This is a genomic window from Pseudomonas rosaeacicularis, from assembly GCF_057128745.1.
The window spans coordinates 148,494-166,784 of sequence record NZ_JBSKHT010000005.1; the positions used below are offsets into that span (position 1 = coordinate 148,494).

Here is an 18,291-nt window from a genome sequence, read left to right on the forward strand (position 1 = left end):
CGAAGCAGCCCTGAATGCGGCTAATCCGGTTTCGCTGACACACCGCATTCATCGTTTTGCTGCCGATGCCCGGCAGATCGTCGGCAAGCCGGACTCCTACGGCCTGCGGCCAGAATCAAAAGCGACAAGCAATTGCCCCGTGCGCATTCACCGCCTCTACGCTAACCTGCGCCCATGTTTTAAGAGGTCGGTCATGCACATTCATATTCTCGGTATTTGCGGCACGTTCATGGGCTCGTTGGCGGTGCTCGCCAAAGAATTGGGCCACAAAGTCACGGGCTCCGACGCCAACGTCTATCCGCCGATGAGCACGCAGCTGCAGGCTCAAGGCATCGAGCTGACCCAGGGTTACGACCCAGCGCAGCTCGATCCGGCGCCAGATGTCGTAGTCATCGGCAACGCTTTGTCCCGTGGCAACCCTGCCGTTGAATACGTGCTCAACAAAGGCCTGCCTTACGTCTCCGGCCCTCAATGGCTTGCAGACCACGTGCTGCAAGGCCGTTGGGTCTTGGCCGTTGCCGGCACCCACGGCAAAACCACCACCAGCAGCATGCTCGCCTGGGTCCTGGAGCACGCGGGCATGGCGCCGGGCTTTTTGATCGGCGGTGTGCCGCAGAACTTCGCGGTTTCTGCACGTCTGGGCGATACGCCGTTCTTCGTGGTCGAGGCCGATGAATACGACAGCGCCTTCTTCGACAAGCGCTCCAAGTTCGTTCACTACCGCCCGCGCACGGCGATCCTCAACAATCTTGAGTTCGATCACGCTGATATCTTCCCGGACCTGCCCGCCATCGAGCGTCAGTTCCACCATTTGGTGCGCACCATTCCGAGCGAAGGCCTGGTGATTCACCCAACCACAGAGCCTGCGCTGCAACGGGTGATTGAAATGGGCTGCTGGACGCCGGTGCAAACCACCGGCCAAGACGGTCAGTGGCAGGCGAAGTTGCTCAGCGAAGACGGCTCGAAATTCGAAGTGATCTTCGACGGCGTAACGCAAGGCACTGTTGACTGGGACATGACCGGCCAGCACAACGTCGCCAATGCCCTCGCGACACTGGCTGCCGCGCGGCACGTCGGCGTTGTGCCCAAGCAGGGCGTCGAAGCCTTGAGCGCTTTCAAAAGCGTGAAGCGGCGCATGGAGAAAGTCGCCGACGTACGCGGCGTCACCATTTACGACGACTTCGCCCACCATCCGACCGCCATCGCCACAACGCTCGACGGCCTGCGCAAGAAGGTCGGGGACTCACCGATCATCGCTATCATCGAACCGCGCTCCAATTCAATGAAGCTCGGCGCCCATCGCGACGGGCTTCCTGAAAGCGTGACCCAGGCCGATCAGGTGATCTGGTATGCGCCCGCGAATCTGGGCTGGAATCTGGCCGCCACTGCTGCACTGTGTTCGGTGCCGTCGGTGGTTTGCGATTCGCTGGACGCCATCATTGAACACGTGAAAGGTCTGGCGAAGCCCGGCACCCACGTGGTGATCATGAGCAACGGCGGCTTCGGCGGTCTGCACGGCAAGCTGGCCGAGGCGCTGACATGAGCGGCCCGGAACGCATCACGCTGGCAATGACCGGCGCATCAGGCGCGCAATATGGGCTGCGCTTACTCGATTGCCTGGTGCGCGAAGACCGCGAAGTGCACTTCCTGATTTCCAAGGCCGCGCAGTTGGTGCTGGCCACTGAAACAGACGTTTCGCTGCCACCCAAGCCGCAGATGATGCAGGCGTTCCTGACCGAATACACCGGTGCCGAAGCCGGCCAGATTCGCGTGTATGGCAAGGAAGACTGGATGTCTCCGGTGGCGTCGGGTTCCGGGGCGCCGAGTGCGATGGTGGTGGTGCCGTGTTCGACCGGCACGTTGTCGGCGATTGCATCCGGCGCCTGCAACAACCTGATCGAGCGCGCGGCAGACGTCACGCTCAAGGAGCGCCGTCAGTTGATTCTGGTGCCCAGGGAGGCGCCATTTTCCAGTATTCATCTTGAGAACATGCTCAAGCTGTCCAACCTGGGGGCAGTGATTTTGCCAGCGTCACCGGGGTTCTATAACCAGCCGCAGACCATCGATGATCTGATCGATTTCGTGGTGGCGCGGATTCTGAACCTGCTGAACATTCCCCAGGACATGCTGCCACGTTGGGGGGAGCATCACTTTGGCGCGGATGAGTAAGCGACTGATCTTCATCACGCTTGGTCTGGTGCTGACCAGCGGCTGCGCGACGGTCAGCACGCTGGACGCCAACCAACCGGGCGCGCCGGTGGTTTACGCCGGCACGCGTCTGGATCTGTACGCGATGGAGGGCGGTTGCTGCGCCAAGGACCGTTTCGGCACCGAAGCTCCGAAATATCCGAGCCTGGATCTGCCGGGGAGCGCATTGCTCGATACGCTGCTGCTGCCGTTATCGTTGCTAACCGCGCTGGGCGTGGGGTTTCAGGCCACGGGTGGGTTGTAGCGGGATTCAAAATTCAATGTGGGAGCGGACCTGTCCGCGAAGAGATCGGCACATCCGATAGAGGTCTTTCGGCTGTACTGACGCATTCGCGGACAGGTCCGCTCCCACATTGGTTTGCGCCGTTGGAAAGTGCGCGTCAGGTCCGTTACATCCTCACTTGCCTAATCTGCGTAGTTCATCAGACTCCACCACCCGCACCCCATCCTGCTCTTCCAACGCCAGCCGCCACAGTGCGCGGGCCAGTGCCAAGGCTTCGATGCCGCCGTATTTGCCGGGGATCAATTTGGACAGCGGCGCGGCCAACTGCTCGACCAGACGCTGATCCTGACGCTCGCCAATCAGCAATGACGGCCGGGCGATAGTCAATTGTGGCCAGTTCTGCGCCTTTAACGCCTCTTCCATTTCTCCTTTGACTCGGCTGTAAAAGATGCTCGATTCAGGGTCTGCATTGACGGCGCTGATCACCAGCAGATGACGAGCACCCAACGCACGAGCGCGAGCCCCGAAAGCCACCACCATGTCTTTGTCGACGGCGGTGAAAGCCTCCTGTGAGCCAGCCTGCTTGATCGTCGTGCCGAGGCAGCAGTAGGCGATATCTACCTGGCCGCCAAGTGCAGGCAGCAGAGAATTGAACTCGCCAACAGGATTTTCCAGATGAGGGTGGTCGGCAAGCGGCCGACGACTTGGAGCCAGCACACGGCTGACAGTGGGTTCGTTGAGCAAGCGATCAAGCAAGTGCTCGCCCGTCAGTCCCGTGGCTCCGGCGAGCAGTATGTGTTGCGGCGTCAAGTACATGGTCATTCTCCCTTGATACGTCACAGCTTAGGCGATCGGGTCACACTGCTCGCGGACGCCACCATGAAATATGAGTTACCCGGCAATCTGCGCAATGCGTCTGCCGGTTTTGTGAGCCATTAATGCGTGCTGGCAGCTTTCACTTCCTTGCGCGCTGAAACTGTGTTGAGCGCACGCTCGGCCTGGCTTTTACGAAACTGCATCCAGTGCGAGACAACGCCTTTGGGCGCCCACATCTGTGGCTCGGAGGCTTCGAAGTTCTCGGCGATTTCACGCTGGGCAACCCACTGGCGCGCCTCATTGAAGGCCTGCTGCAAGTCATCGGTTTCGACTAAGGCCTTACCGAATAGTGCCTCGCCAAAATAGGTAAAGTCCGCTTCCTCGGAACAACCGAACGACACCCGGTCTTCGCGGGAGGCCGTGATGACCATGGTTTTTTCGTCCTTGATTGCCGGGATGAATCCACCGGAGTAACACGCTGAAATCACCACCACTTTGTCGCGATTCTTCAACGGCAACAGCGCTGCAGCCAGCTCGTCGGCGGGCAGGTCAGACAATTCCAGACGCGGCTGATCCAGCACCAGTTCGTGATCCTGAGTGCCGTGGCTGGTCAGGTAAATGAAGATCAGATCTTCCGGTCCGCTGCGTTGGGCGAGCGTGGCAATCGCACGGCTGATGGTTTCACGGGTCGCCAGCGGGCGGTCGCCCATGTGGTCGCGATGGTTAACCAGGCTGATCTGCCCAAACGCACCGAAGCGGGTGCCGAGCAAATTGCCGACATAATCGGCTTCGCGCATGAACACGCTCTGCTTGCCGTCGCCGCCCACCACCAGGCTGTACAGCTCGGTCGCTGGCGTGGAGGCCGGCACCGCTGCGAGGGCTTTTTCCAGCAGAGGTCCTTGGGCGAGCAAACCCGTTTCCAGTGGGTCGGGCAACAATTTGCCCTTGGCGTCACGCACGCGCTGGCCGTTGGCCCAACTGCCGCTTTGCACGCTGCCATCGGCTGAGATCAAAACGCCTTGGCCTTCGTAGTTGTCGTTGGCGAAATGGCCGACAAATATGCTGCCATCGACCATGGTCAGTCGGCCTTCGCCGGAGTAGCGCCAATTGCGGAACTGGCCTTGATAGTGGCTGCCATCGGAGCCGATCAATTCGCCTTTGCCGGTGAACGCGCCGTCTTTGAACTGACCGACCCACACGTCGCCATCGCTGTTTTCATAACGGCCGCGACCGTTCAATTGATTGTCGCGGAAGCCACCGACGTACTGATCGCCGTCGGCGCTGGTGAAGTTGCCGTTGCCTTCGAGCTGGCCGTTGACGAATTTGCCGCCGAACTGGTTGCCGCTGGCGTCACTGCGCTGGCCTTCGCCATTGGGTTTGCCTTTAGCGAACTGTCCCTGATATTCGCTGCCATCGCTCAGCTCCAGGCGACCAAGTCCGTCGTACTGATCGGCCTTGAACGAGCCGCGATAGGTCATGCCGCGCTCTTTGAGCGTGCCTTCACCGTCGCGCCGCCCCAGTTTGTAGCCGCCGACGTAGCTTCCGCCCTCTGCAGTGGTCAGCGTGCCTTGACCATCAAACAGCCCGTTTTGAAAGCTGCCTTTATAAACGTCGCCGTTACTGGCATGCCATTCGCCCTGGCCGCTCCATCGACCGTCCTTGAACTCGCCGGCGTACCAACTGCCGTTGGGATAATCGATCCGCCCCGGACCTTGCAGCAAGCCGTTCACCACATTGCCGCGATAACGACCGCCGTCAGGCAGGCGAGCGTCTGGAGGCGACAGGGATTCACCTTCACCGCAGGCAGTCAGCAATAAAATCAGGGCGAGTGGAGCAAGCGCGCGCATGGTAAATCCCGAAAATTGGATGTTTCGGCGTGTCAGGGCGCACTTGAGCAGAGTCGAGGTCCCACGGCCGCAGCGAGTATGCCGCAGCGGGGAAGTCTCACGAAACAGTCTGTTACGACTGTTTCGTGATTCAGGAGCGTTACACGAAGCAGAGCGACAGAGGTTCGGCGATAAACGCAGGCTTTTCCTGACCTTCTATTTCCAGTGTGGCCGTGGCTTTGAGCAGCCATTGACCGGGTTTCTTCTCGGTGACTTCGGTCAGTGAGACTTTTAGACGAACGCGCGAGTCCACCTTGACCGGCTGAATGAAACGCACGCTGTCCAGGCCGTAATTGACTACCATCTTCAGCCCCTCAGGCAGCACCAGCAGAGACTCCATCAGCTTGGGGATCAGCGACAACGACAGAAAGCCGTGGGCGATGGTCGAGCCAAACGGCGTTTGTGCAGCCTTGACCGGATCAACGTGGATGAATTGAAAGTCGCCAGTGGCTTCGGCGAACAGATTGATGCGCGCTTGATCAATGGTCAGCCATTCGGAACATCCCAGTTCCTTGCCTTCATAACTCTTGAGTGCTGCAACAGGTACATACGGCATCGTTACTCTCCTTGGTGATCAGTGACGTCATGCAGTTTTTGTTTTTCGATGAATCTACGGCTATAGGCTTCTTTATTGCTTAGCCATTGACGCCGGATTTCTGTAGGAGACAACTTGTTGGCGAGACGGGCAACGCGGTGTGCCAGGCGAGCCGCCTCGCGAACAAGTTCGCTCCAACAGGAAACGAGATGGCGTGAGGCTGAAGATCAGCACGGCATCCCGCGTTGGTCAAGAATCGACACGCTGGCGAATATCCCTACATAGCCACCGGAAGGGCGTGCGTATAATTGCGTCGCGCATTAGCTGGAGTTTTTTATGTTGCTCAGAGGCCTGACCTGGCTGGTGCTGTTCCAATTGGTGGGAACTGCGCTCAATCACCTAATCTTGTCCATTCTGCCGGGCCCGATCATCGGCCTGGTGCTGTTACTCATTTACCTCATGACCCGTGGCGAAGTCAGCGAACCCCTGAGCCTTGCCGCCAGCAGTCTGCTGCGCTACTTGCCGCTGTTATTGGTCCCGCCCGCGGTAGGCGTCATGGTCTACGCCAATCAGATCGCCGATGATTTCTGGGCGATTGTCGGCTCACTGGTCCTTTCGGTACTGATATCCCTGACCTTCGCCGGTTGGCTGATGCAGAAACTCATCGATCGCCAGACGCGTCGTCGTCGGGAGCCGTCATGAGTCCGGATTGGCAAGGCGCGTGGCTGTCGGTCATTCATCATCCATTGTTCGGCATCGCGATCACGCTGGGCGCTTATCAAGTGGTGCTGGCCGGATACGAAAAAACCCGCTGGGTGTTTCTGCAGCCGGTATTGGTGTCGATGCTGGTGGTCATTTGTGTGCTGGTGTTCTGCGGGCTGGACTACATGGAGTACCGCAAAAGCACGGAGATCCTCAGCATCTTGCTCGGCCCCGCTACCGTGGCGCTGGCGGTGCCGCTTTATCTGAACCTGCGACGAATCCGGCAGTTGTTTTGGCCGGTGTTGACTACGCTGGTGATTGGCGGGGTTCTGGCGACCGGACTTTGCGTTGCGCTGGGCTGGGCATTCGGCGCCAATCACATGATTCTGATGACCATGGCACCGAAGTCGGTGACTTCGCCGATCGCCATGCTGGTCGCTGAGCAGATTGGCGGCGTTGCAGCGTTGGCTGCGGTTTTCGTTTTGATTACCGGGGTGATTGGGGGTATTTTCGGCCCCGGCCTGTTGAGCCTCGCCGGTGTGGAGAGCCCGGCGGCGCGCGGTATGGCGTTGGGCCTGACGGCGCACGCGGTAGGCACCTCGGCCGCGTTGCAGGAAGGTGAGGAATGCGGCGCCTTTGCGGCGTTGGCAATGAGTCTGATGGGGATCGCCACGGCATTGTTTCTGCCGCTGGCGGTGTCTTTGGTTGCTTGAGGAAGGTGTCTATGTCGCTGCCGCTGTTTGCGCTGAACGCTGTGCTGTTTCCGGGATGTGTGCTTGATCTGCAGATACTCGAGGCCCGTTACCTGGACATGATCGGGCGCTGCATGAAGCAGGGCCAGGGCTTTGGCGTGGTGTGCATCACCGAAGGCAGTGAAGTCGGTGAAGTGCCTGACAGCTTTTCGCTGATCGGTTGCGAGGCGCTGGTGACCGATTTCCAGCAGCAGGACAACGGCCTGCTAGGGATTCGTGTCATGGGCGGTCGCCGCTTTCGGGTCATCGACACCGAGACGCAGAAAGACCAATTGCTCGTCGCGCAGGTGCAGTGGCTCGAGGAACCGGCCGATAACCCGCTTCAGGAAGAAGACGACGATCTGGTCGCACTGCTTGCTGCGCTGGCTGAGCACCCGATGGTCGCTGCCTTGAACATGGGGCTGACGGCGAGCGGACAGCAGTCACTGGCCAATCAATTGGCGTATCTGTTGCCGTTCACTGAAGAAGACAAAATCGAACTGCTCGAAATCGACGACGCTGAAGAGCGGCTTGATGCGATCCAGCAACTGCTGGATGAAATGCAGGGAGATATGCAGGTTTAGCGCGTCTTGCGACGCTTTATCCGTAGGAGCGAACTTGTTCGCGAGGCTTTTGACCTGATACTCCGCGTCAATCTCGCCAACAAGTTGGCTCCTACAGACGCACCATCAATACTGATACCGAATCACGCCCGGCGCGAAAGTATGCAGCGCCAGTGCGCCAAACAGCGCGACCAATAGCGGTAACAACAACCACCAGACTTTGATCGGCAGCGCCGGCATAGGCGTTTTGTTCTGCACGAACGCAAGGCTTGTCGCGCAGGCGAAGAACGCCAACAGCATCCCGGCCAGCACGTCAGTGGGCCAATGCACGCCCAGATACACCCGCGACATCGCAATCATTGCCGCCGGAATCCCACCTAACAGCAGCCACGTTAAGCGCAGCCGCACCGGTTGCCCCCGCCCCGCCAACACTGCCATCGCCATGAAAAACGCGAAGGATGCCGACGCGTGTCCACTGGGCATGCTGAAAGTCGTGAGCGGCTCGAGCAAAACTTCGGGGCGGGCGCGGGCGAAGGTGAACTTCATGCTTTGATTGACGACTGCCGCACCAAGCGTGGTCCCCACGACGAAAATCGCGTGGCGCCAATGACGCGTGACCAAAAGCACGATCAACAGCAGCGAGGCCGCGTAGAACTGCGTCCTGAAATCTCCCAGCCCGGTAACCAGGATCACGAAGTTCTGCGCGAGGTCGTTGCGATGCTCCTGCACCAGCGCCATCACGCCTTGATCCAGATGCGCCAGATACGGCCAGCCCACAAAGATCGCAGCGAGCAAGATGAAGCAGGTCAGCGCAATCAGCTTGGTAGCGTACTGCTTGCCCCGAACGCTGCTTTGAATGGCGACGCCCAAAAGCAGCGCCAGCCCCGCGCCGACCACCGCTGCCTCAGGCCAGAAGCCTTCGGGCAGTGGCAAGCGCATGGCCGCGCCTGCCGCCCAGCCCGGCAGAATGTAGGCGATCGACCAGCCCGCCGCTGCAATCACGCTGACGCCAGCGAAACGCACCACAGGCATGTCGAACATGCCTGCAACCATTGGCAGCATTGGCCGTAGCGGGCCGATGAAACGTCCTACCAGCAAACTGGCAATGCCGTAGCGCTGAAAATAGGTTTCGGCGGTGCCGATCCATTCCGGGTGATTGCGCAGGAAGGGCAGGCGCCGGATATTCTGATGGAAACGTCTGCCCAGAAAGTACGAAACAGCATCGCCGAGCAGTCCGCCGAGAAACCCCAACAACAATGCTTCGCCCAACGGCAGGATGCCGCTGCCCGCCAACGCAGCTATCGCAAACAGTGCCACCGTGCCGGGGACGATGATGCCGGCAATGGCCAGGCACTCGATGAACGCCACCAGAAAAATCGCCACACTGAGCCATGAGGGGTTGGCGGTCAGCCAAGTGGTGATGCTGTCGAGCCATGAGCCCATGGGTCAGTGTCCTTGCTCGATGAAATGGTAATCGCGACCTTCGACCTGTCCGCGTCTGAGGGGGTTCCGTGTGCAAAAGCGCGCGTAGGCAGCGTCAACGAAGCGGTACATCAGGTGCTCATCGCGCCCTGAGGGGATGCCTAGTCGTGTGGTTTGGATGATACGGGGCGGGGTTTGTCCGACGTCTTCGACGAACAAAAGCTCCTGGTTGAAACGTTTGGCGTCCCACATCGGGACCTTCAACCCAAGCGCTTTGCACAGCAAGGTCTGACCGGCACACAACCGCTCTGGCGTGCGGATCGAGCCGTCGGGTTTGGGGTTGTTGACCAGCATCTGCGCCAGGCTGTTTTCGTTGGAGAGGGCATCGACCCATGGATACGCCGATTTGATCAGCACGGCATTGCCCGGCCCTCCGGCGCTGAAGTTCAAAGAGTCACCGCCACGGGCGTAATACATATAAATGTGCCCGCCATCCAGAAATAAAGCCTTACGCTTTTCTGTATAGCCCAGCGAGGCGTGGCTGCCTTTTTCTTCGAAGTAATAGGCTTCGGTTTCGATGATCCGCGCTGACAACCACATCTCACCAACCTTGTGCCGGATGACCTTGCCCAGCAAGTCACGGGCAAGCGTCTGAGCGTCGCGGTGGAAGAAACTGTCGGGGAGGGCGGTGGGCAGTTCGTCGAGCATGAAGGGCAGGCTGGCCGTGGGGTGGAAGCACGATGATAGCAACATCAGTCTTAATTGCAGCTGAACAGCCAACGCCCTTCTGTAGGAGCGAACTTGTTCGCGAGGCTGTTAACCTGACACACCGTGTCAATCCTCGCCAACAAGTTGGCTCCTACAGAGATCAGTGCATCCATGTGGGGTTTCACCCAGCGTTTACAGCTTATATCGACCATCCGCCTGTGACCGCTGTCGCTGGGGACGCCCGACAGCTATAATCCGCCGCTTTCCTATCTGCCAAGACCTCTGAGACCATGACTGAGTCCGTTCTTGACTACATGACCCGCCTGGGTCGCGCCGCTCGCGAGGCTTCCCGCGTGATCGGCTGTGCCAGCACTGCGCAGAAAAACCGCGCCCTGCAGGCCACCGCCGCAGCACTTGACGCTGCCCGTGAAGAATTAACCGCCGCCAACGAACTGGACTTGGCCGCTGGTCGTGCCAACGGTCTTGAGCCGGCAATGCTCGAACGTCTCGCCCTGACCCCCGCACGGATCGACAAAATGATCGTCGGGTTGCGTCAGGTGACGACTCTGCCGGACCCCATCGGCACCCTCCGTGACATGAACTTCCAGCCGTCCGGCATTCAGGTCGGCAAAATGCGCGTGCCATTGGGCGTTGTGGGCATCATCTATGAATCCCGTCCGAACGTGACCATCGACGCTGCCAGCCTGTGCCTCAAGTCCGGCAACGCCACCATCCTGCGTGGCGGCTCCGAAGCGATCAATTCCAACCGCGCCATCGCTGCCTGCATCCAGCGCGGCCTGGCTGAAGCCGGTTTGCCGGCTGCCGTGGTGCAAGTGGTCGAAACCACCGACCGTGCCGCTGTCGGCGCTTTGATCACCATGCCGGAGTACGTGGACGTCATCGTTCCCCGTGGCGGCAAGGGTTTGATCGAGCGCGTCAGCCGCGACGCCAAAGTGCCGGTCATCAAACACCTGGACGGCATCTGCCACGTCTACGTCAGCGCCTACGCTGATCTGGCTGCTGCCCAGCGCATCTGCTTCAACGCCAAGACCTATCGCTACGGTATCTGTGGTGCCATGGAAACCCTGCTGGTGGACCAGGCCGTCGCCGCCGCTTTCCTGCCGCCAATGGCGGCGCAGTTGCGCGAAAAGGGCGTTGAGTTGCGCGGTTGCGACCGCACCCGCGACGTCATCGAGGTCAATCCGGCTACCGAAGAAGACTGGCACACCGAGTATCTGGCACCGATCCTGTCGATTCGTATCGTCGACAGTCTGGATCAGGCCATCGAACACATTAACCATTACGGCTCGCATCACAGCGACGCCATCGTCTCCGATCACCAGGGTCAGACTCGCCGCTTCATGGCGGAAGTCGACTCAAGTTCGGTGATGGTCAACGCCCCGACCAGCTTCGCCGATGGCTTTGAATACGGATTGGGTGCGGAGATCGGGATTTCTACTGATAAGATCCACGCCCGCGGTCCGGTGGGCCTCGAAGGCTTGACCTGCGAAAAGTACATCGTGATCGGCGACGGTCATCAGTTGCGCGGCCAGGAGCCTGCCTGACTTGGCCCAACACCGACAGCACGCTACCGACGGTGCGACTGCTGTGGTCAAAAAGCCCAAGCGTATCGGCATGCTCGGGGGTACGTTCGACCCGGTGCACATCGGGCATCTGCGGGGCGCGCTGGAAGTGGCCGCACTGCTGGACCTTGATGAGTTGCGTCTGACGCCCAGCGCCAGACCGCCTCATCGCGATACGCCGCATGTTTCTGCCGAGGACCGTCTGGCGATGGTCCAGAGTGCAGTGGCAGGCGTATCGCCACTGACGGTAGACGACCGCGAACTGAAGCGGGACAAGCCGTCGTACACGATAGACACGCTGGAGTCGATGCGCGCAGAACTGGCCGCCGACGACCAGTTATTCCTGTTGCTGGGCTGGGACGCTTTTTGCGGGCTACCCTCCTGGCATCGGTGGGAAGAGTTGCTGGAGCACTGCCATATCGTGGTGCTGCAACGCCCGGACGCTGACAGCGAGTCACCGGACGCCATGCGAAATCTGCTGGCGGGACGCGCGGTAAGCGATCCGAAGGCCCTCAAGGGGCCGGGCGGAAACATTACATTCGTCTGGCAGACGCCGCTTTCGGTGTCTGCCACCCAGATCCGTCAACTGCTGGCCAGCGGGAAGTCGGTACGTTTTCTGGTGCCAGACGCCGTACTGGCCTACATCGAGGCGCACGGACTGTACCGTGCCCCCAATTGAACTGAATGAGTTTTATATGACCAAGCAAAAAAACACCCTGTCCGGCGAAGAGCTGGTTGAACTGACCAAGGCCGCCCTGGAAGACATCAAAGCCCAGGACATTCTGGTCATCGACGTCAAGGACAAGCACAGCCTGACCGACTACATGGTGATCGCCACCGGTACGTCGAACCGCCAGATCAACGCGATGCTCGACAAGGTTCGCGAGAACGTCAAAGCCAAGGGCGCGCAACCTCTGGGCGAAGAAGGCAAGGGCGAAAGCGATTGGGTACTGCTCGATCTGGGCGACGTGATCGTGCACATGATGACCGCCGCAGCCCGCCAGTTCTACGACCTGGAGCGTTTGTGGCAGGGCGCCGAGCAAAGCCGCGCCGCCAGCGCTGCACACCACAGCCCGGAAACCCCGCATGAGCACTTCGACAAGCTCAACAAAGACCAGAACTAAGGGTTCGTTGTGCGTCTGCGCTTGATCGCCGTCGGTTCGCGCATGCCTAAATGGGTGGAAGAAGGTTGGCATGAGTATGCCAAGCGTCTGCCATCCGAACTGGCGCTCGAACTGGTGGAAATTCCGCTCAATACCCGAGGCAAGAACGCCGACGTGGCGCGCCTGATTCGTCAGGAAGGCGAGGCCATGCTGGCGAAAGTGCAGCCGGGCGAGCGGATTGTAACGCTCGAAGTACACGGCAAACCTTGGAGCACCGAGCAATTGGCCGTCGAGCTCGACCGCTGGCGCCTCGATTCGCGCACCGTAAACCTGATGGTCGGTGGTCCGGAAGGGCTGGCGCCGGAGGTCTGCGCGCGTGCCGAGCAACGCTGGTCGTTGTCGCCGCTGACGTTGCCGCATCCGTTGGTGCGCATCCTCATCGGTGAGCAGATCTATCGCGCCTGGACCGTGCTGTCCGGGCACCCTTACCACAAGTAGCGTTGCCGCCCTTCATTGTGAACACGCCCTAAATGTCTCAGCCGATTCGCCTGAAAGATCACGAGAAGGACGCACGTTTAGTGCGCAGCCGAGTCGTGGTCGGTGCAGTGGCGGTGATCGTGTTGATCTGCGTCTTGGTGGCCCGGCTGTACTTTCTCCAGGTCATTCAGTACGACTACCACTCGACGCTTTCGGAGAACAACCGCGTTCACGTCCAGCCGATCCCGCCGAGTCGTGGCCTGATTTATGACCGCAATGGCCTGGTCGTCGCCGACAACCGGCCCAGCTTCAGCCTGAGCATGACCCGTGAGCGATCGGGGGATTGGGCGCAGATTCTCGACACCATCGTCGAGGTGCTGCAGCTCACGCCGGATGACCGGATCATCTTCGAAAAACGCATGAAGCAGGGCCGTCGTCCGTTTGAGCCGGTGCCGATCCTGTTTGAGCTGACCGAAGAGCAAATCGCGCTGGTGGCGGTCAACCAATTCCGTCTGCCGGGCGTCGAGGTGGTCGCGCAGTTGGTCCGTCACTACCCGCAGGGCGCGCATTTTGCGCATTCTGTCGGGTACATGGGACGCATCAACGAGAAAGAGCTCAAGACGCTTGATCCGGTGAATTACAGCGGCACCCACCACATAGGCAAGACCGGCATCGAGCGCTTCTACGAGCCCGAGCTGCACGGCCAAGTGGGTTACGAAGAAGTCGAAACCAACGCCCGTGGCCGTGTGTTGCGCGTGCTCAAACGCACCGATCCGGTTCCCGGAAAGGATATTGTCCTGAGTCTGGACATCCAGCTGCAGGAAGCTGCCGAAGCTGCATTGGGCGGGCGTCGTGGCGCCGTCGTGGCCCTTGACCCAAACACCGGTGAAGTGCTGGCAATGGTCAGTCAGCCAAGTTTCGACCCCAATCTGTTTGTCACCGGCATCAGCTTCAAGGCCTACGCCGAGCTGCGCGATTCGGTGGACCGGCCGCTGTTCAACCGCATTCTGCGGGGTCTCTATCCGCCGGGTTCGACCATCAAACCTGCGGTTGCCATCGCGGGGCTGGACACCGGCGTCGTAACCGCCAGTACTCGGGTGTTCGACCCGGGGTTTTACCAGCTGCCCAATTACGACCACAAATACCGGAACTGGAACCGCACGGGTGACGGCTGGGTTGACCTCGACACCGCGATCATGCGCTCCAACGACACCTACTTTTACGATCTGGCACACAAGGTCGGTATCGACCGTCTCTCGACGTACCTGAACAAGTTCGGTATCGGCCAGAAAGTGTCACTGGATATGTTCGAAGAATCCCCCGGCCTGATGCCGTCCCGGGACTGGAAACGCATCACCCGGCGTCAGGCCTGGTTCCCCGGAGAGACCCTCATTCTGGGGATCGGCCAAGGCTATATGCAGGCCACGCCGCTGCAGTTGGCGCAGGCCACTGCTCTGGTCGCGAACAAGGGCAAATGGAACAGGCCGCACCTGGCGAAGACCATTGAGGGACAAAAACCGGTCGATGACAACCCGATGCCTGATATCGTGCTGCGCGATCCGTCCGACTGGAACAAGGTCAATCACGGCATGCAGCAGGTGATGCACGGCGCGCGCGGCACAGCCCGAAAAGCGGCGATCGGTTCGCAGTACAGAATTGCTGGCAAGAGTGGTACGGCTCAGGTCGTCGCCATTCGCCAGGGCGAAAAATATGATCGCACCAAGATTCAGGAACGCCACCGCGACCACGCTTTGTTCGTGGGTTTCGCCCCGGCTGACAACCCGAAAATTGTGGTGGCGGTAATGGTCGAGAACGGTGAGTCCGGTTCTGGCGTTGCGGCGCCGGTTGTCCGTCAGGTGATGGATGCCTGGCTCCTCGACTCACAAGGACGCTTGAAACCCGAATACGTCAGTACTACGCAGCCTCCGGAGACCGCGGCCCGTGAAGAGTAATTTCGACCGCATCCTGTCCAGCGAAGACGTGATGCGCCGCCGCGCCACTTTTCTGCAAAAGATCCACGTCGACGGCCCGCTGCTGATCCTGTTGCTGACGCTCGCCGCCGGCAGTTTGTTCGTGCTGTATTCGGCCAGCGGCAAGAGCTGGGACCTGCTGATCAAACAAGCTACTTCGTTCGGGATCGGCCTGGTGTCGATGTTCGTCATCGCGCAGCTGGAACCGCGCTTCATGGCGCGATGGGTCCCGGTAGCCTATGTGCTTGGAGTGATGCTGCTGGTGGTGGTCGATGTTATGGGCCACAACGCCATGGGCGCTACGCGCTGGATTAACATTCCGGGCGTCATTCGCTTTCAGCCCTCCGAATTCATGAAAATCATCATGCCGGCGACCATCGCCTGGTATCTGTCCAAGCGCACGCTACCGCCGCACCTCAAGCATGTGGCGCTCAGTCTGGCGCTGATTGGCATTCCCTTCGTACTGATCGTGCGTCAGCCGGATTTGGGCACTTCGCTGTTGATCCTGGCGTCCGGGACCTTTGTGCTGTTCATGGCCGGGCTGCGCTGGCGCTGGATCATCAGCGTGATCGCTGCGGCGGTGCCGGTTGCAGTGGCGATGTGGTTTTTCTTCATGCATGACTACCAAAAGCAGCGAATCCTGACGTTCCTGGACCCTGAAAGCGATCCGCTCGGTACCGGCTGGAACATCATTCAGTCCAAAGCGGCCATTGGTTCGGGCGGCGTGTTCGGTAAAGGCTGGCTGCTGGGTACGCAGTCGCACCTGGATTTTCTGCCGGAAAGCCACACCGACTTCATCATCGCGGTGCTGGGTGAAGAGTTCGGTCTGGTCGGTATCTGCGCGCTGTTGCTGATCTATCTGCTGCTGATTGGCCGGGGGCTGGTGATCACCGCTCAGGCACAGACGCTGTACGGCAAACTGCTGGCAGGCAGTCTGACCATGACATTTTTCGTATATGTCTTCGTGAACATCGGTATGGTCAGCGGTTTGTTGCCGGTGGTGGGGGTACCTTTGCCCTTCATTAGCTACGGCGGAACTTCGCTTGTGACGCTGCTGTCAGCGTTTGGTGTTTTGATGTCGATCCATACCCATCGCAAGTGGATCGCTCAGGTTTGATTAAGGTGAACAACTCAATGCAAGTCGTTAGTGGCTGGGCAGCTCGATATGCACCGCTGGTCGGACTGGTGGGCATGCTCGGCACGATGCAAGAGTCGCTCGCCGGCAGTTATGAGGGTTCGCCACAGGTGGCTGAATTCGTCGGTGAAATGACCCGCGAATATGGTTTTGCTGGCGAGCAGCTGATCGATGTCTTTCGAGATGTCGAACGTAAGCAGTCGATTCTTGACGCAATTTCCCGTCCTGCTGAACGCGTGAAGCCGTGGAAAGATTACCGGCCAATGTTCCTCACCGATGCACGCATCGCGCGCGGTGTAGATTTCTGGCGGCAGCATGAATTGACCTTGGCCCGCGCTGAGAAAGAGTACGGTGTCCCGGCTCAGGTCATTGTCGCAATTATCGGCGTTGAGACCTTTTTTGGGCGTAATACCGGTAATTACCGGGTGATCGATGCATTGTCGACGCTGGGTTTCGACTACCCGCCACGTGCTGACTTCTTCCGTAAGGAGCTTCGCGAGTTCCTGTTGCTGGCCCGCGAGCAGCAAGTAGACCCCCTGACGCTCAAGGGTTCGTATGCTGGTGCAATGGGTTTGCCGCAGTTCATGCCGAGCAGTTTTCGAGCTTATGCGGTGGACTTCGACGGTGATGGCCATATCAATATCTGGAACGATCCGGACGATGCTATCGGCAGCGTGGCCAGCTATTTCAAACGCCATGGTTGGGTCGCAGGTGAGGGCGTTGTCAGCCCCGCCAGTGTCAGTGGTGAGCGCGTCGACCAGGGTTTGAGTCCGGGAATTGAGCCGGTAAAGACTGTCGGGGAGTTGCGAGCCTTGGGTTGGGCAAGTCATGATGCGCTGCGCGATGACATGCCGGTCACGGCGTTTCGCCTCGAAGGCGACAACGGCCCGGAGTACTGGATGGGATTAAAGAATTTTTATGCAATCACGCGTTACAACCGCAGCGTGATGTACGCCATGGCCGTGCATCAGCTGTCTGAACGACTGGTTCAAGCTCGGGGCGTCAAGTAATGCGGTCTTTGCCGATTCAAAAACCATTGAAGCTGATGGCCTTCGCGGCGCTGACATTGTTAATCGTCAGCTGCTCATCAAACACCCCCACACGTTCCAAGCCGCAGGGTGGCATAGTCCGCGCTCAGCCAGGGCTGGACATCAACCGGGCTCACAAAGACGGCGCGCCTTGGTGGGACGTTGACGTTTCGCGTATTCCTGACGCAGTGCCGACTCTGCACACCGGGCCCTACAAGGCCAACCCGTACACCGTGCTGGGCAAGACTTACTTTCCGCTCAACGATTCCGCGACTTACGCTGCGACCGGTACCGCCTCGTGGTACGGCACCAAATTTCATGGCCAGAACACCGCCAACGGCGAGGTCTATGACCTGTACGGCATGAGCGCGGCGCACAAGACGCTGCCGCTGCCCAGCTATGTACGCGTGACCAACCTCGACAACAACCGCACGGTGATCCTGCGCGTCAACGACCGTGGGCCGTTTTATTCGGACCGAATCATCGATTTGTCCTATGCCGCTGCGAAAAAGCTGGGCTATGCCGAAATCGGCACCGCTCGCGTCAAGGTTGAAGGCATCGATCCGGCTCAATACTGGGCGCAGCGCGGTAAGCCCGCGCCGTTAATGCTTGATCAGCCGCAGGTCGCCAGTGCTGCGCCCGTGCGTGCGCAAGCGGCGCCAGTGATTACCGCCTCTGCCGGCACCATCGAACAATGGACGCCGCCACCGCAGCAACACGCCGCGCCCGTCGCGCCTGTGCCGGTGCAGATTGACGCAAAAAAAAACGCTTCAGGACAAGCGTCTGGGCTATTTCTCCAGGTGGGAGCCTTCGCCAACCCGGACGCTGCGGAGCTGCTGAGGTCCAAACTGAGCGGGATGGTGCGGGCACCGGTTTTCGTGAGCTCGATAGCGCGCAATCAACAGACGCTTTATCGCGTGCGGATGGGACCGGTCGACACGCCGGGTGAAGCCCAACAACTGCAAAACAGCGTAAGGTCGGCCAATCTTGGCTCACCGAGCGTTGTCACGTCGGATCAGTGATTCGAACCTCGGTGACGAGGTCGGATCGAAGTTGCTGCCGACGGCGACTTGCCACAGAGCAAGCGTAACCAGCAACTGTTCACGCGTTCGGCCTTCGGGCAGGGCGCGTTTGCCAGGGTCGCCTGGCGCCATAGCTTTGCCCGCGAGGGCATGTTTGCCCATTAGCATTTTCGAGAGAC

The 18,291-nt window shown here is 59.7% G+C and carries 19 protein-coding genes; 14 read left to right on the forward strand and 5 right to left on the reverse strand.

Annotation, left to right across the window (positions count from 1 at the left end; all coding sequences use genetic code 11):
- Positions 1-193: 193 nt before the first annotated feature.
- Genes mpl through ACWKWM_RS08690 form a run of 3 tightly spaced genes read left to right on the forward strand, consistent with a single transcriptional unit; the run spans position 194 to position 2,452 of the window.
- On the forward strand, positions 194-1,543 hold the full coding sequence (gene mpl, locus ACWKWM_RS08680) for a UDP-N-acetylmuramate:L-alanyl-gamma-D-glutamyl-meso-diaminopimelate ligase (RefSeq protein ID WP_483845832.1): 1,350 nt from the start codon (positions 194-196) through the stop codon (positions 1,541-1,543).
- Positions 1,540-2,169 carry a flavin prenyltransferase UbiX gene (ubiX, locus tag ACWKWM_RS08685; RefSeq protein WP_483845748.1) on the forward strand — a complete coding sequence of 210 codons (630 nt, stop codon included), beginning with the start codon at positions 1,540-1,542 and terminating at the stop codon, positions 2,167-2,169. The genes mpl and ubiX overlap by 4 nt, the downstream gene beginning before the upstream one ends.
- Positions 2,162-2,452, forward strand: a complete 291-nt coding sequence (locus ACWKWM_RS08690) for a YceK/YidQ family lipoprotein (RefSeq protein WP_483845749.1) — start codon at positions 2,162-2,164, stop codon at positions 2,450-2,452. The genes ubiX and ACWKWM_RS08690 overlap by 8 nt, the downstream gene beginning before the upstream one ends.
- A 153-nt stretch (positions 2,453-2,605) precedes the next feature.
- Here ACWKWM_RS08690 and ACWKWM_RS08695 read toward each other — a convergent pair whose 3' ends face one another.
- From ACWKWM_RS08695 to ACWKWM_RS08705, 3 genes are all read right to left on the reverse strand, one after another.
- Positions 2,606-3,247: an NAD(P)H-binding protein gene (locus ACWKWM_RS08695; RefSeq protein WP_483836320.1), complete on the reverse strand. Its 642-nt coding sequence runs from the start codon at positions 3,245-3,247 to the stop codon at positions 2,606-2,608.
- Positions 3,248-3,366: 119 nt separating this feature from the next.
- Positions 3,367-5,094, reverse strand: a complete 1,728-nt coding sequence (locus ACWKWM_RS08700) for a C13 family peptidase (protein ID WP_483845750.1) — start codon at positions 5,092-5,094, stop codon at positions 3,367-3,369.
- A gap of 139 nt (positions 5,095-5,233) precedes the next feature.
- A complete protein-coding gene (locus tag ACWKWM_RS08705) occupies positions 5,234-5,689 on the reverse strand; it encodes a MaoC family dehydratase (RefSeq protein WP_483845751.1) in 456 nt (151 codons plus the stop codon).
- 315 nt (positions 5,690-6,004) lie between these two features.
- On the opposite strand from ACWKWM_RS08705, the gene ACWKWM_RS08710 reads away from it, so the two are divergent.
- The 3 genes from ACWKWM_RS08710 to ACWKWM_RS08720 are packed head-to-tail and all read left to right on the forward strand — an operon-like array spanning position 6,005 to position 7,685.
- Positions 6,005-6,370 carry a CidA/LrgA family protein gene (locus tag ACWKWM_RS08710; RefSeq protein ID WP_483845752.1) on the forward strand — a complete coding sequence of 122 codons (366 nt, stop codon included), beginning with the start codon at positions 6,005-6,007 and terminating at the stop codon, positions 6,368-6,370.
- Positions 6,367-7,083, forward strand: coding sequence for an LrgB family protein (locus ACWKWM_RS08715; RefSeq protein WP_483845753.1), 717 nt, complete (start codon positions 6,367-6,369; stop codon positions 7,081-7,083). Before ACWKWM_RS08710 ends, ACWKWM_RS08715 begins: the two co-directional genes overlap by 4 nt.
- A gap of 11 nt (positions 7,084-7,094) precedes the next feature.
- Entirely contained in the window at positions 7,095-7,685 is a 591-nt protein-coding gene (locus ACWKWM_RS08720; protein WP_483845754.1) for an LON peptidase substrate-binding domain-containing protein, read from the forward strand.
- A gap of 105 nt (positions 7,686-7,790) precedes the next feature.
- Here ACWKWM_RS08720 and ACWKWM_RS08725 read toward each other — a convergent pair whose 3' ends face one another.
- A complete protein-coding gene (locus tag ACWKWM_RS08725; RefSeq protein ID WP_483845755.1) occupies positions 7,791-9,107 on the reverse strand; it encodes a bifunctional DedA family/phosphatase PAP2 family protein in 1,317 nt (438 codons plus the stop codon).
- Between the two features lie 3 nt (positions 9,108-9,110).
- Positions 9,111-9,782, reverse strand: a complete 672-nt coding sequence (locus ACWKWM_RS08730; RefSeq protein ID WP_483845833.1) for a DNA-3-methyladenine glycosylase — start codon at positions 9,780-9,782, stop codon at positions 9,111-9,113.
- Positions 9,783-10,084: 302 nt separating this feature from the next.
- On the opposite strand from ACWKWM_RS08730, the gene ACWKWM_RS08735 reads away from it, so the two are divergent.
- From ACWKWM_RS08735 to ACWKWM_RS08770, 8 genes are read left to right on the forward strand one after another with little or no spacing between them, the layout of a single operon-like run.
- A complete protein-coding gene (locus ACWKWM_RS08735; protein WP_483845756.1) occupies positions 10,085-11,359 on the forward strand; it encodes a glutamate-5-semialdehyde dehydrogenase in 1,275 nt (424 codons plus the stop codon).
- Positions 11,360-11,402: 43 nt separating this feature from the next.
- Positions 11,403-12,056, forward strand: coding sequence for a nicotinate-nucleotide adenylyltransferase (gene nadD / locus ACWKWM_RS08740; RefSeq protein ID WP_483845834.1), 654 nt, complete (start codon positions 11,403-11,405; stop codon positions 12,054-12,056).
- A 16-nt stretch (positions 12,057-12,072) separates the two neighbouring features.
- Positions 12,073-12,501 carry a ribosome silencing factor gene (gene rsfS, locus ACWKWM_RS08745; RefSeq protein WP_483836328.1) on the forward strand — a complete coding sequence of 143 codons (429 nt, stop codon included), beginning with the start codon at positions 12,073-12,075 and terminating at the stop codon, positions 12,499-12,501.
- Positions 12,502-12,510: 9 nt separating this feature from the next.
- A complete protein-coding gene (gene rlmH / locus ACWKWM_RS08750; protein WP_400597531.1) occupies positions 12,511-12,978 on the forward strand; it encodes a 23S rRNA (pseudouridine(1915)-N(3))-methyltransferase RlmH in 468 nt (155 codons plus the stop codon).
- Between the two features lie 32 nt (positions 12,979-13,010).
- A complete protein-coding gene (mrdA, locus tag ACWKWM_RS08755; protein WP_483845757.1) occupies positions 13,011-14,909 on the forward strand; it encodes a penicillin-binding protein 2 in 1,899 nt (632 codons plus the stop codon).
- A gap of 31 nt (positions 14,910-14,940) precedes the next feature.
- Positions 14,941-16,044, forward strand: a complete 1,104-nt coding sequence (rodA, locus tag ACWKWM_RS08760; protein ID WP_483845835.1) for a rod shape-determining protein RodA — start codon at positions 14,941-14,943, stop codon at positions 16,042-16,044.
- 17 nt (positions 16,045-16,061) lie between these two features.
- Entirely contained in the window at positions 16,062-17,072 is a 1,011-nt protein-coding gene (gene mltB, locus ACWKWM_RS08765) for a lytic murein transglycosylase B (protein ID WP_483845758.1), read from the forward strand.
- Positions 17,072-18,112 carry a septal ring lytic transglycosylase RlpA family protein gene (locus ACWKWM_RS08770; protein ID WP_483845759.1) on the forward strand — a complete coding sequence of 347 codons (1,041 nt, stop codon included), beginning with the start codon at positions 17,072-17,074 and terminating at the stop codon, positions 18,110-18,112. Before mltB ends, ACWKWM_RS08770 begins: the two co-directional genes overlap by 1 nt.
- Positions 18,113-18,291: the final 179 nt, after the last annotated feature.